General features: G+C 70.5%; 15 protein-coding genes. 13 read left to right on the forward strand and 2 right to left on the reverse strand.

What is annotated here, in order from left to right; translation table 11 throughout:
- Nucleotides 1-520: 520 nt before the first annotated feature.
- The 8 genes from AC0685_RS23375 to AC0685_RS23410 are packed head-to-tail and all read left to right on the forward strand — an operon-like array spanning nt 521 to nt 7307.
- Nucleotides 521-1132: a prepilin peptidase gene (locus AC0685_RS23375; RefSeq protein WP_478227486.1), complete on the forward strand. Its 612-nt coding sequence runs from the start codon at nt 521-523 to the stop codon at nt 1130-1132.
- Nucleotides 1133-1179: 47 nt separating this feature from the next.
- Nucleotides 1180-2367 (forward strand): chorismate synthase, encoded by a 1188-nt coding sequence (aroC, locus tag AC0685_RS23380; protein ID WP_478227487.1) that lies wholly within the window; start codon nt 1180-1182, stop codon nt 2365-2367.
- Nucleotides 2364-2888, forward strand: coding sequence for a shikimate kinase (locus tag AC0685_RS23385; protein ID WP_478227488.1), 525 nt, complete (start codon nt 2364-2366; stop codon nt 2886-2888). Before aroC ends, AC0685_RS23385 begins: the two co-directional genes overlap by 4 nt.
- Nucleotides 2885-3292 carry a hypothetical protein gene (locus AC0685_RS23390; protein ID WP_478227489.1) on the forward strand — a complete coding sequence of 136 codons (408 nt, stop codon included), beginning with the start codon at nt 2885-2887 and terminating at the stop codon, nt 3290-3292. The genes AC0685_RS23385 and AC0685_RS23390 overlap by 4 nt, the downstream gene beginning before the upstream one ends.
- Before the next feature lie 9 nt (nt 3293-3301).
- Nucleotides 3302-4411 (forward strand): 3-dehydroquinate synthase, encoded by a 1110-nt coding sequence (gene aroB, locus AC0685_RS23395; protein WP_478227490.1) that lies wholly within the window; start codon nt 3302-3304, stop codon nt 4409-4411.
- Complete coding sequence (gene aroQ / locus AC0685_RS23400; RefSeq protein WP_478227491.1) at nt 4408-4839, forward strand: type II 3-dehydroquinate dehydratase; 432 nt, start codon at nt 4408-4410, stop codon at nt 4837-4839. The genes aroB and aroQ overlap by 4 nt, the downstream gene beginning before the upstream one ends.
- Complete coding sequence (locus AC0685_RS23405; protein ID WP_478227492.1) at nt 4836-5762, forward strand: GNAT family N-acetyltransferase; 927 nt, start codon at nt 4836-4838, stop codon at nt 5760-5762. Before aroQ ends, AC0685_RS23405 begins: the two co-directional genes overlap by 4 nt.
- Before the next feature lie 60 nt (nt 5763-5822).
- On the forward strand, nt 5823-7307 hold the full coding sequence (locus tag AC0685_RS23410; protein WP_478227608.1) for a glycoside hydrolase family protein: 1485 nt from the start codon (nt 5823-5825) through the stop codon (nt 7305-7307).
- Here AC0685_RS23410 and AC0685_RS23415 read toward each other — a convergent pair.
- Entirely contained in the window at nt 7262-7699 is a 438-nt protein-coding gene (locus tag AC0685_RS23415; protein WP_192745269.1) for a B-4DMT family transporter, read from the reverse strand. The genes AC0685_RS23410 and AC0685_RS23415 overlap by 46 nt on opposite strands.
- A gap of 194 nt (nt 7700-7893) precedes the next feature.
- Here AC0685_RS23415 and AC0685_RS23420 point away from each other — a divergent pair, with 194 nt between their 5' ends.
- From AC0685_RS23420 to nusB, 3 genes are read left to right on the forward strand one after another with little or no spacing between them, the layout of a single operon-like run.
- On the forward strand, nt 7894-8985 hold the full coding sequence (locus AC0685_RS23420; protein WP_478227493.1) for a M24 family metallopeptidase: 1092 nt from the start codon (nt 7894-7896) through the stop codon (nt 8983-8985).
- 38 nt (nt 8986-9023) lie between these two features.
- Complete coding sequence (gene efp / locus AC0685_RS23425; RefSeq protein ID WP_005152384.1) at nt 9024-9587, forward strand: elongation factor P; 564 nt, start codon at nt 9024-9026, stop codon at nt 9585-9587.
- Nucleotides 9587-10051 (forward strand): transcription antitermination factor NusB, encoded by a 465-nt coding sequence (gene nusB / locus AC0685_RS23430; protein ID WP_005152382.1) that lies wholly within the window; start codon nt 9587-9589, stop codon nt 10049-10051. The genes efp and nusB overlap by 1 nt, the downstream gene beginning before the upstream one ends.
- 109 nt (nt 10052-10160) lie before the next feature.
- Here the strand turns inward: nusB and bldD are convergent, their stop codons facing one another.
- On the reverse strand, nt 10161-10649 hold the full coding sequence (gene bldD / locus AC0685_RS23435) for a transcriptional regulator BldD (RefSeq protein ID WP_003096372.1): 489 nt from the start codon (nt 10647-10649) through the stop codon (nt 10161-10163).
- Between the two features lie 260 nt (nt 10650-10909).
- On the opposite strand from bldD, the gene pyrR reads away from it, so the two are divergent.
- Nucleotides 10910-11506, forward strand: a complete 597-nt coding sequence (pyrR, locus tag AC0685_RS23440; RefSeq protein ID WP_478227494.1) for a bifunctional pyr operon transcriptional regulator/uracil phosphoribosyltransferase PyrR — start codon at nt 10910-10912, stop codon at nt 11504-11506.
- Nucleotides 11503-12435: an aspartate carbamoyltransferase catalytic subunit gene (locus AC0685_RS23445; protein ID WP_478227495.1), complete on the forward strand. Its 933-nt coding sequence runs from the start codon at nt 11503-11505 to the stop codon at nt 12433-12435. Before pyrR ends, AC0685_RS23445 begins: the two co-directional genes overlap by 4 nt.
- Nucleotides 12436-12457 lie beyond the last annotated feature (22 nt).

A 12457-nucleotide genomic window follows, 5' to 3' on the forward strand; every position in this document is an offset into this window, starting at 1 on the left:
ACCCAGAACCCTTCCCCGCCTTCCAAAAAGGGACTCTTCTTGGGGTGACATTTCCCGTTTGGGGGCGTTTGAGGGGATCGGGGGGGGGGTTGGGGGTGGCAAAGAGGGTTAGAACCCTCTTTGCCACCCACGACCCCCATTGGAACCGGTCACAGGTACATAAATCGGGCATTCGGTCGGCGGAAAGCGTCTCGTGAGGACACTCAGGGCTCTGCGGGCCCCCGTCCGCGCCCTTGCAGCAGAATCCGAATCGCACTCAGGTGAGCGGCCATACCGCACGCTGCCGCCGACCGGGGCCGAAGGACGCTTTCACCACGCGTCATGCGGCGAAAGCTCCCTTCACCGCATGCGACGCGGTGAAGGGCCCCTTCAGCCCACGCCCGCCGCGACGCGCCCACGTCCCTGAACGGCCCGTTCACGACTTCAGCACCCGCGTCCGGCCTGTCGAAAGTGCGTGAGAGTTCCTGTCACGAAAAGAAATTCTTGTCTCACCGAGCGCGACGGGCGCACTCTTGATCTTGTGTTCACGCCGATCGCCATCGCGGTGGCGGGCGCCGGATCGGCGCTCGCCACGCGCTCCTGCCTGCGCCGGGCGGGAGCGCCGGTCACGGCGTGGGCGGCCGCCATCGCCGCGGCGGCGCTCGTCGTGGTCTGGCTGCGGTACGACGCCGGTGCCTGGCCGTCGTGGTGGCTCGCCGTCCCGGCCGTGCTGACCGTCTTCGCCGTCCCGCTGGCGCTCGCCGACCTGAAGTACCGCCGCCTGCCCGACGTTTTGACCCTGCCCGCGTACCCGGCACTGGCCGCCGCCCTCGCGATCGCCGCGCACGGGGGAGGGGCCGCCATCGCGTGGCGGGCCGTGCTCGGCGCGCTGGTCTTCGGCGGGGCGCACGCGCTCGTCCACGCGTTGTCGCCGCGCTCGCTCGGCGCCGGAGACGTGAAGCTCGCGGGCAGCCTGGGCGCGGTCCTGGCCGCGACGGGCTGGCCGTCGATCGTGCTCGGCGCCGTCGCCGCCGCGTTACTGAGCGTGGCGCTCGCGGTGGGCGGCCCCCGGCATCCCACGGTGCCGCACGGGCCCGGTCTCCTGGTCGCGGCGTGGGCGCTCGCCGTCTTCGCCGGACCCGGTCCGGGATAGCCCGGCCTGTACCGGGACAGAGAGGAGGTTGTGACAGGATCTGTCAGGTGTTGCGCTGGATAACCGCAGGGGAATCGCACGGACCCGCCCTCGCCGCCATCCTGGAAGGGATGCCCGCCGGGGTCGAGGTCACCACCGCCGAAGTGGGCGAGCAGCTCGCGCGCCGGAGGCTCGGCTTCGGCCGTAGCCCCCGGATGGGCTTCGAGACCGACCACATCGAGTTCACCGGCGGCGTCCGGCACGGGCTCACCCAGGGCGGCCCCGTCGCGGTCCAGATCGAGAACGCCGAGTGGCCCAAATGGGAGAAGGTCATGTCGGCCGATCCCGTGCCCGCCGAGGAGCTGGAAGGCCTCGCGCGCAACGAGCCGCTGACCCGTCCCCGGCCCGGCCACGCGGATCTGCCGGGGATGCAGAAGTACGGCTTCCCCGAGGCCCGTCCGGTGCTGGAGCGCGCGAGCGCCCGTGAGACGGCGTCCCGCACGGCGCTCGGCACGGTGGCCCGTGCGTACCTCAAGCAGCTGCTCGGGGTCGAGATCCTCAGCCACGTCGTGTCCATCGGCGGTGCGTCGGCCCCCGAGGGGCCGCTGCCGGTCCCGTCGGACCTGCCCGCCATCGACGAGAGCCCGGTCCGTGCCTTCGGCCAGGAGGGGACCGACGCGATGGTCGCCGAGGTCGACGCCGTGCGGAAGGCGGGTGACACCGTCGGCGGCGTGATCGAGGTGCTCGCCTACGGCCTGCCGCCGGGCCTCGGCTCGCACGTCCACTGGGACCGCAGGCTCGACGCCCGCCTCGCCGGCGCGCTCATGGGCGTCCAGGCGATGAAGGGCGTGGAGGTCGGCGACGGCTTCACCACGGCCAAGCGGTGGGGCAGCCAGGCTCACGACGAGATCGACCGCGGCACCGGCCCGGTCGGGGTGACCCGCCGGTCCAACCGCGCGGGCGGCCTCGAAGGCGGCATCACCAACGGCGAGCCGCTGCGCGTGCGCGTCGCCATGAAGCCGATCTCGACCGTCCCCAAAGCACTGTCCACTGTGGATGTCACCACCGGCGAACCCGCGGTGGCCATCCACCAGCGTTCCGACGTCTGCGCGGTGCCCCGGGCCGGGGTCGTGCTGGAGTCGGTGGTCGCGCTGGTGCTCGCGGACGCCGCACTGGAGAAGTTCGGCGGCGACTCGCTGGCCGAGGGCAAGCGCAACGCCGAGGCCTACCTGAAGGCGCTCGAGGAGCGCTGGTGACTCCTCGCGCGGTGATCATCGGGCCGCCGGGCTCGGGCAAGAGCACGGTCGGCCCGGCGCTCGCCGCCCGGCTCGGTCTCGCCTTCCGCGACAGCGACGACGACATCGTCGCGAGCGCGGGCAAGCCCATCACCGACATCTTCGCCGAGGAGGGCGAGCCCGCCTTCCGCGCGCTGGAGGAGGAGATGGTCGCGAAGGCGCTGGCCGAGCACGAAGGCGTCCTCTCGCTGGGCGGGGGAGCGCCGATCACGCCGGGCACCCGCGAACGCCTCGCCGGGCACACCGTGGTCTTCCTCAACGTCGGGATGGCCGCGGGCGTCCAGCGCGCCGGGCTCTCGACCGCGCGCCCGCTTCTGGCCGGGGTGAACCCCCGCGCCACCTACAAGGCGCTCCTCGACGCGCGCCTGCCGGCGTACCGCGAGGTCGCCACGTTCGAGATCGAGACCGACCACCTGACCGCCGACGAGGTCGTCGAGGCCGCCCTCATCGGGCTGAACGAGATCAGCAAGGACCGAGCATGAAACGCACGACCGCAGGCGTCCTGCTCGCCGTCGTGGCCCTGACCCTGACCGCGTGTGGTGAGGAAAGGCAACCTCCCGGCGCGGACGTGATCCAGACGAGTGCGGCCACCAGCGCCGCGCCGGAGGCGGATGTCGCGGCCGACGTCAAGGTCACCAAATGCGACAGCGGCGGCTACACCCCGAAGATCACCATCGAGGTCACCAACAGCACCGCGGAAGACGCGCGGTACGCCGTCACCATCGCGATCAAGGACGCCGACGGCAAGGCCTCCGGGGAGGCGTTGTTCGCGAAGAACCGGATGACGCCCGGCCAGACGGTGACCGAAGAGATCCCGGGGGACACCCCGGTCAAGGGCAAGATCACCTGCGAGGTCGCGAGGGCCAAGCGGCTTCCGCCGAAGTGAAGGGGAACGATGACCGAGCCGGTCCGCATCACCGTCAACACCGCCAAGCCCTACGACGTCGTCATCGGCCGAGGCCTGCTGGGCGAGCTCACCGAGCAGCTCGCCGACGCCTCCAAGGTCGCGCTGATCCACCCGCCGACGCTGACGACCACCGCCGAGGCCATCCGCGACGAGCTGGCCGAGGCCGGGATCGACGCGCACCGGGTCGAGATCCCCGACGCCGAGGACGGCAAGGCGCTCACCGTCGCCAGCTTCTGCTGGGAGGTCCTCGGCCGCATCGGCCTCGACCGCCAGGGCGTGGTCGTCGGGCTCGGTGGCGGCGCCGTGACCGACCTCGCCGGGTTCGTCGCCGCCACCTGGATGCGCGGCGTCCGCCTGGTCAACGTGCCCACCACGCTGCTGGGCATGGTCGACGCCTCCCTCGGCGGGAAGACGGGCATCAACACCGAGGCGGGCAAGAACCTGGTCGGCGTCTTCCACGAGCCGAGCGCGGTCCTCGTCGACCTCGCGACGCTGGAAACGTTGCCCCCCAACGAACTCGTCGCCGGAATGGCCGAGGTGGTCAAGGCCGGGTTCATCGCCGACCCGCGGATCGTCGAACTCGTCGAGCAGGATCCCGCCGTGGCGCTGGACACCACCGGCGAAGTCCTCGGCGAGCTGGTCCACCGCTCGATCCAGGTCAAGGCCGACGTCGTCGCCGCCGATCTGCGCGAGTCGGATCTGCGCGAGATCCTCAACTATGGCCACACGCTCGCCCACGCCATCGAGCGCCGCGAGCGGTACCGGTGGCGCCACGGCGCGGCGGTCAGCGTCGGCCTGGTGTTCGCCGCCGAACTCGCGCGCCTGGCCGGCCGTCTCGACGACGCCACCGCCGAGCGGCACTCGTCCGTGCTCAAGCTGCTGGGCCTGCCGACCACCTACGACCCGGACGCGCTCCCGCAGCTGCTGGAGACGATGAAAGGTGACAAGAAGACCCGTTCGGGTGTGCTGCGTTTCGTCGTCCTCGACGGGCTCGCCAAACCCGGCAGGCTGGAAGGCCCGGACCCGTCGCTGCTCGCCGCCGCGTACTCGGTGGTGGCCGGTGAAGCCCCCAAGCCCGGCGGGAGTGTGCTGCTGTGAAGGTGCTCGTCCTCAACGGCCCCAACCTCGGCAGGCTCGGCCTGCGCGAACCCGGTATCTACGGTTCGGCCACGCACGCGGATCTGGTCTCCATCTGTGTCGAAACCGGCAAGGAGCTGGGGATCGACGTCGAGGTCCGGCAGACCGACCACGAGGGCGAGATGGTCGGCTGGCTGCACGAGGCCGCCGACGCGGGGTGGCCGGTGGTGCTCAACGCCGCCGCGTGGACGCACTACTCGATCGCGGTCCGCGACGCCGCCGCCCAGCTCACGGCGCCGCTGATCGAGCTGCACATCTCCAACGTGCACAAACGTGAGCAGTTCCGGCACCACAGCGTGCTGTCGGATATCGTCACCGCCGTGATCGCCGGGCTCGGGGTCGACGGGTACCCGCTGGCCCTGCGCTGGATGGCCGCGAACGCGGCATGAACAACCCTCCCACGCTCGAAACCGCGAGGCTGCGGTTACGCGCGCTGACGGAGGCGGACACCGACGCGATCGTCAAGCTCTTCGCCGACCCGGCGATGAGCTCGCATTTCGCGGTGCCTCTCACCGAGCCGGACCGTGTCCGCGAAATGGTCGGCCGCAGGTTGTCCTACGACGGCCCGGCGGGGATGGGGCACTGGGCGATCGAACGCGACGACGAGGTGATCGGCCTCGCGCATCTGCGGCCGTCGCAGGAACTGCCCGGCGACGTGCCGGAGATCGGCTACTACCTGGCCCGTGCGCACGGCGGGCAAGGCCTCGCGACCGAGGCCGCGAAGGCCCTGCTGGAGCACGGACTCGTCGGACTCGGCCTGTCGTCGGTGTGGGCGCTGGTCGGCGAGTCCAATGTGGCCAGTCAGAACCTGGTGCGGCGCTTGGGTTTCCTCGACGTCGGCGGTGGAGACCACTACGGCAGCGGGCCGCACCGGGTCTTCGTCGCGCTGCCTTCGGACCACGGCCGCGCGCACCACATCGAGCTGTGGGTGCCCGATCTCGGCCGCGCGGAGGAGAGCTGGGGCTGGCTGCTCGGCGAACTCGGCTGGCGCGAGTTCCAGCGCTGGCCCGCCGGGGTCAGCTGGAAACACGGCGCGACCTATCTCGTCGTCGAGCGCTCTCCCGCGCTCAGCGGCGAAAAGCACGAGCGCACCGCCCCGGGCCTGAACCATCTCGCCCTGCACGTCGAGTCCCGCGAACGGGTGAACGAACTGGCCGCGAAGGCCCTCGAACACGGCTGGTCGCCGATGTTCGCGGACAAGTATCCGTATGCGGGCGGTGATCACCACTACGCCGCCTACCTCGAAAACGCCGATGGCTTCGAAGTGGAATTGGTCGCTCTCCCGGGTACTGACGTCACTCGACAGGGCTAAGCCTCGCTACACTCGGCCATCATGCGCCTTTTTCGTGGGGGTCGGCGACCCGCCCGTGCCGTGGTGGCCCTCTTCGCGGCCGGCGCGGTCCTCGTGGCGTGCAGCGACGGCACGGTGCAGTCCCAGGCCGACGGCAAGGGCGGCGGGATCGGCGGAGCCCAGCAGGCGCCCAAGGAAAAGCCGCGCCGGATGAACGTCGAGCTCGTGACGAGCGATCCGCGAGCCAGCGGCGGCGTGGTGGCCGCGGGCGATCAGGACGCGGTCTACAACTACAGCCCGACCGTGATGCGGGACGGCGGCAAACTCAAGATGTGGTGGTGCAGCCAGTACGGCAGCGCCCAGCCGCCCGGCGACGACGTCCTCTACGCGCAGTCGCCCTCGCTCGACGGTCCGTTCACCGGCCCGTCCGGTGGTGGCCCAGCGGCGGTGTTCTCGGGCGCGCCCGGCGGTTTCGACGGCATGCACACCTGCGATCCGTCGGTGATCAAGGTCGGCTCGACCTACTACATGTACTACACCGGCGCGGCGGGCGACCACGCGCTCGGCAACTCGATCGGCCTCGCGACCAGCCCGGACGGGCTCACGTGGACGCGGGCGGCCGGCGGGAAGCCGATCATCGGGCCGTCGCACGACGTGCACCGCGACAACGTTTACGGCGCGGGCCAGCCCTCGGCGGTGTACCTCGACGGTTGGTTCTACGTGCTCTTCACCGACACCACAGCGAAGGGCGCCGGATGGAACGGCGCCGGGCAGTTCCTGCTCCGCGCCAAGGACGCGGCGTTCACCCGGAACGTGGAAACGCTGGGGGAGCAGGGCTTCCTCGCCAAGCCCAGCACGACCTCGCCGCGCACCCGTTCGCTGGTCGACGGGTTCAGCACCGACCTGATGTGGGTCGGTTCGCTCGACGCCTTCGTGATCGCGCACGAGACCGAAAAGGGCACCAGCCTCACGTTCTGGACCAGAGACTTCTCCGCGCAGCCGTACCGGCAGGCGATCATCCCCGGCGTGTGGAAGGAAGGCCCAGGGCTGGTCCGGCGGCCCGACGGGCACGCGCCGCTCTCCTCGGGCGACGTCTGCGATCGGGTCCCGTTCGACGTCGTCCGCGCCACCGTCATCGGCGGCGCGGGGGCGCCGACCGACCTCAAGCACTTCGGCCTGGACGTCCGCGGTTCGCGGGCGTGCGAGGACGAGGCCCGGATCCGGACCTCGTTCGAAGGCGTCGCGATGCCGTCGCCGCAGCGGACCATCGACCTGGTGGCCGACGGCACCCTGGTCCGGGTCGACCGGCGCTCGGTGGCGGCGGCGCTCGCGGGCGAGGTGCTGAACGAGCGGCTCAAGGCCGTCGACAACCTCCCGCGGGCGGCACGGTTGAGCGCCGGGGCGAGGGTGGTGCACGCGCCAGGCCGGGGGTTCGGCGTGGTGCTCGACGGCAAGCTCTTCGCGCTGCCGGACGGCGGGGCGGCGGCGCTGAACGACTCGGCCGTCGAGAAGATCGCCGATCAGGCCTGGGACGGCTTCCCGGCGGGTTTCTCGCTCGCGGGCTGATCGGCCTTGGTGATGCGGCCGCCGACGAACAGGCCGAGCCCGGCCGGGATGAGCACCAGCAGGGCCGAGAAGGCGGCGCCGCCGGTGAGCGCGCCGCCGAGCTCCGAAGCGCCGGTCTGATCGACGAATACCGCGCGGCCGATCACGTACAGCACGCCCGAGACCGGACCGGCGATCAGCGCCGCGATGAACCAGTTCTTGCCGCGTTCGGGTTTGCCCTGCCAGGCGTCCACCGCGCCCCAGCCCGCGGCCGCGCCGACCAGGACGGCGAGAGTGAGGGCGGTGACGAGGGTCTTGTCGGTGGGGTTGAAGACCTCGTACTTGGCCAGCACGGTGACGGCCGCGCCGTGCAGCAGCGCCATCACGAGTCCACGAGTCAGCCACGGTGCCATTGGGGGAGTTTAACTCGCCAGTAGCGATGGTCACGCCCGCGCGGCCCTTGATAGCGGGCGAAAGGTCCGTGAAGGCCTCCTTCCCTACTTTGAGGGTAGGGAAGGAGGCCTTCACGGCCCACCGGACACCACACCCGGCGCAAGTGGTCGGCGAAACGCGTGCCACCGGCAGCGAACCCCCTAAACTCCATCACGTGCGTGAATACTTCTCTCGCCGCCGCGCGGCGCTGCGTTCCCTGCTGGCCGACTCCGGGGTGGACGCGCTGCTGGTCACGGACCTGCTCAACATCAGGTACCTGACCGGCTTCACCGGGTCCAACGCCGCTCTCCTCGTCCACGGGAGCGGCGACGACAAGACGATCTTCTGCACCGACGGCCGCTACACGGTCCAGTCGGCGACGGAGGTGCCCGACCTCGAGCGGGTGCTCGACCGCGCGAGCGCGGCGAAGCTCGCCGATCTGGCGGCCGGAAAACACTTCGGCAAGACAGGGTTCGAGAGCCAGCACGTCAGTGTCGAGCAGCACGAGGACCTCAAGGTCCGCTTCGACCGCGTCGAGCTGGTGCGGACGCCCGGGCTCGTCGAGCGGCTGCGGCTGGTCAAGGACGAGCAGGAGATCGAGGCGCTGCGCCAGGCGTGCGCGGCGGCCGACCGGGCGCTGGAGGACCTGGTGTCCGCCGGCGGGCTCCGGCCGGGCCGGACCGAGCTGGACGTCGCCCGTGACCTCGAGAATCGCATGCTCGGCCACGGGTCGACCGGGCCTTCCTTCGACACGATCGTCGCGGCGGGCGCCAACTCCGCGATCCCGCATCACCGGCCCACCTCGGCCGTGCTGGCGACCGGCGACTTCGTCAAGATCGATTTCGGCGCCACGGTCGACGGCTACCACTCCGACATGACCCGCACGTTCGTCCTCGGCAAGCCCGCGGCCTGGCAGGAGGAGATCTACGAGCTGGTCCAGCGCGCGCAGGCGGCGGGCTGTGACGCCGTCCTCCCCGGCGCCGAAGTGTCCGAAGTGGACAAGGCGGCCCGTGGCGTGATCGTGGGCGCGGGGCGCGGCGAGGAGTTCGGCCACGGGCTCGGCCACGGCGTCGGGCTGCAGGTGCACGAGGCGCCCAGCCTCGCCGCGACCGGCGTCGGTACACTGTCCGCCGGTATGGCCGTCACCGTCGAGCCTGGTGTGTATCTGCCCGGACGCGGAGGCGTGCGCATCGAGGACACGCTGGTCGTGCGGGAAGGTACGCCCGAACTCCTCACGCTGAGCACCAAGGAACTCGTGGTCGTCTGACGGCGGCCCGGAAGATCGACACAGGAGACTGCACACTCGTGGCCACCACCAACGACCTGAAGAACGGGCTCGTCCTCAACCTCGACGGCCAGCTCTGGACCGTCACCGCGTTCCAGCACGTCAAGCCGGGCAAGGGCGGCGCGTTCGTCCGCACGACGCTCAAGCACGTGCTGACCGGCAAGGTCGTCGACAAGACCTTCAACGCGGGGACGAAGGTCGACACGGCCACCGTCGACCGCCGCAACATGACGTACCTGTACAAGGACGGCGCGGACTTCGTGTTCATGGACGCGGAGACCTACGACCAGATCACCGTCCTGGCCGAGACCGTCGGCGACAACGCGAACTACCTCCTCGAGAACTTCGAGGTCCAGGTCGCGGTGCACGAGGGCGTCCCGCTGTACATCGAGCTGCCGACCTCGGTCGAGCTGATCGTCCAGCACACCGACCCCGGCCTGCAGGGCGACCGTTCCACCGGTGGCACCAAGCCCGCCACCCTGGAGACCGGCGCCGAGATCCAGGTGCCGCTGTTCCTCACCACCGGCGAGAAGATCAAGGTCGACACCCGTGACGGCCGCTACCTGGGCCGCGTCTCCAGCTGATGGCCGGTTCAGACAAGTCCGGCAAGTCGCCGAACCGCGGTGGGCCGATCAGCCGTCGCCAGGCCCGCAAGCGGGCGGTCGAGATGATGTACGAAGCCGCCCAGCGCGGTGCCGACGCGGTGACGCTGCTGGCGGACCGGGTCGGTTCGGTCGAGGTCGACCCGATCGCGGACTACACGATCTCGCTGGTCGAGGGCGTCACGGGCCGCAAGACCCAGATCGACGAGCTGCTCTCCGAGCACGCTCAGGGCTGGACGCTGGACCGGATGCCGCCGGTGGACCTGGCGGTGCTCCGCGTCGGCGTGTACGAACTGCTGTGGGCCGAGGACGTGCCGGACCCGGTCGCCATCGACGAGGCCGTCGGGCTGGCGAAGGAGCTGTCGACCGACGACTCGCCGCGCTTCGTGAACGGCGTGCTCGGCCGGATCGGTACGATCGCCGACCGGCTGCGCGCGGTCCTCTAGAAGACGTACGACAACGGGCCGTGTCCTCTGCCGAGGGCACGGCCCGTTCTCGTGCTCGGTGGTGCCGGTTGGCGTTTCCGGTCCCCCCGGACCGAAAACGTCGCCATCTCTAGTCCTCTTTGGACGGTCGAGCCTCGGGCGGCAGCACACCCCAGTCGATCAGCTGCTCGGTGAGCTCGCCGGGGGTCATGTCGTAGATGATCGCCAGCGAACGGAGGTCCTCGGTGCGGATCGAGAGCACCTTGCCGTTGTAGTCGCCGCGCTGGCTCTGGATGGTGGCCGCGTAGCGGGCGAGTGGACCGACCTTCTCCGCCGGGAGCTGCTGGAGACGCTCCAGGTTGATGACGATCTTCGTAGCGGGTTCCGCGCCCGACGGCACCCGGCCCTCCGGCAGCAGCTCGACCACCGGGACGCCGTAGAAATCGGCGAGCTCGGCGAGCTTCTGCACGGTGACGGCGCGGTCCCCGCGCTCGTACGAACCGACGACGACGGCCTTCCAGCGGCCTCCGGACTTCTGCTCGACCCCGTGCAGGGACAGACCCTGCTGCTGGCGGATCCCGCGGAGCTTGGCCCCGAGCGCCTTGGCGTAATCGCCCATCTGGTGGTTCTCCGTTTCCTCACCCCCAACCGGTCGGGGTGACCGGTCCAGGGGACTCCTAGAGTCGAATACTCAGAGTAATGGTTACGCATAGTTGTCACCAGGTCAAGCGGGTGCTTTCGAGAGGCCTTCGTCACCTGGGGCGCGCCACTCGCAAGAATGAGCGATCGCTCCTGCTAGTGTCGGGGCGATTTCCTCGCTACGCAGGAAGTCGACGTCCTTTAAGGACCCGTCCAGAGAGGCGGGGAAGGAGGTCCGCCTTGTCGTCACGCCCGCGTGGCGCGGCGGAACCGGCGGGAGAGCGCGAGCTGCTCTCGTCCGGCGATGTCGCGCGCACGATCGCCCGAATGGCCCACCAGGTCATCGAGAAGACCGCTCTCGGTGCCGGTGGCTCGACTCCGCCCGTGTTGCTGGGCATCCCCACCAGGGGAACCCCGCTCGCCCTGCGGCTCGCGGACAAGATCGCCGAGTTCTCCGGCGTCCGTCCGCCGACCGGCGCGCTGGACATCACGCTCTACCGTGATGATCTCCGCCGCCGCCCGCCCCGCGCGCTCGAACATTCGCAGCTGCCGCCGACCGGTATCGACGACGCGGTGGTGATCCTGGTCGACGACGTGCTGTTCTCCGGCCGCACCATCCGCGCCGCCCTCGACGCCCTGCGCGACCACGGCCGCCCGCGCGCGGTCCAGCTGGCCGTGCTGGTCGACCGCGGCCACCGCGAACTGCCGATCCGCGCCGACTACGTGGGCAAGAACGTGCCCACCTCGCGCGCCGAGGGGATCGAGGTCCTGCTGTCCGAAGTGGACGGACGGGACTCGGTTCTGCTTCGCGCGCAACCAGAAGGAGATCGATCGTGAAGCACCTGCTCGCCACCGACGGGCTCGACCCGGCGCTCGCGACAGCCGTGCTGGACACCGCCGAAGAGCTCAAGCACACCTTGCTGGGCCGCGAGGTCCGCAAACTGCCGACGTTGCGCGGCCGCACCGTCATCACGCTGTTCTACGAGAACTCGACCCGCACCCGCGTCTCGTTCGAGATCGCGGGGAAGTGGATGAGCGCCGACGTGATCAACGTCTCCGCGTCCAGTTCCTCGGTCAACAAGGGCGAATCGCTGCGCGACACCGCGCTGACGTTGGCCGCGGCCGGCGCCGACTGCGTGATCATCCGGCACCCCGCCTCCGGTGCGGCGCAGCGGCTTTCGGGCTGGCTCGCCGAAGCGGGGACGGCGGTGGTCAACGCCGGGGACGGCACCCATGAGCATCCGACGCAGGCGTTGCTCGACGCGGCCACGCTGCGGGAGCGCCTCGGCTCGTTCGAGGGCCGCCGCATCGGGATCGTCGGCGACGTCCTGCACAGCCGGGTCGCGCGGTCGAACATCCACCTGCTGTCCTCGCTGGGCGCGGAGGTGGTGCTCGTCGCGCCGCCGACGCTGCTGCCCGCCGGCGTGGAGAGTCTGCCGGTGACGGTGTCGCACGAACTCGACGCCGAACTGCCCGCGCTCGACGCGGTCATGATGCTGCGGGTCCAGGCTGAACGCATGCACGGGGGCTTCTTCCCCTCCGCGCGCGAGTACTCGATCGCTTACGGCCTCAACGAACGGCGGATGAAGCTCCTGCCCGAGCACGCCGTCGTCCTGCACCCCGGCCCGATGCTGCGCGGGATGGAGATCGCCTCGGCGGTCGCCGACTCCCCGGCCTCGGCCATCACCGAACAGGTCCGCAACGGCGTCCACGTGCGCATGGCGGTCCTCTACCACCTGCTCGCCAGCGAAGGGGGCGACGCATGAAGTCGAGGACTTCGCGGTTCGC

Source organism: Amycolatopsis sp. NPDC043889 (assembly GCF_056435645.1).

Excerpts from the sequence above, each read along its gene's own strand:
- AC0685_RS23390 (WP_478227489.1), top strand. The coding sequence starts at position 2,885 with ATGAAACGCACGACCGCAGGCGTCCTGCTCGCCGTCGTGGCCCTGACC.
- aroB (WP_478227490.1), top strand. The coding sequence starts at position 3,302 with ATGACCGAGCCGGTCCGCATCACCGTCAACACCGCCAAGCCCTACGAC.
- AC0685_RS23405 (WP_478227492.1), top strand. The coding sequence starts at position 4,836 with ATGAACAACCCTCCCACGCTCGAAACCGCGAGGCTGCGGTTACGCGCG.
- AC0685_RS23415 (WP_192745269.1), bottom strand. The coding sequence starts at position 7,699 with ATGGCACCGTGGCTGACTCGTGGACTCGTGATGGCGCTGCTGCACGGC.
- nusB (WP_005152382.1), top strand. The coding sequence starts at position 9,587 with ATGGCCGGTTCAGACAAGTCCGGCAAGTCGCCGAACCGCGGTGGGCCG.
- bldD (WP_003096372.1), bottom strand. The coding sequence starts at position 10,649 with ATGGGCGATTACGCCAAGGCGCTCGGGGCCAAGCTCCGCGGGATCCGC.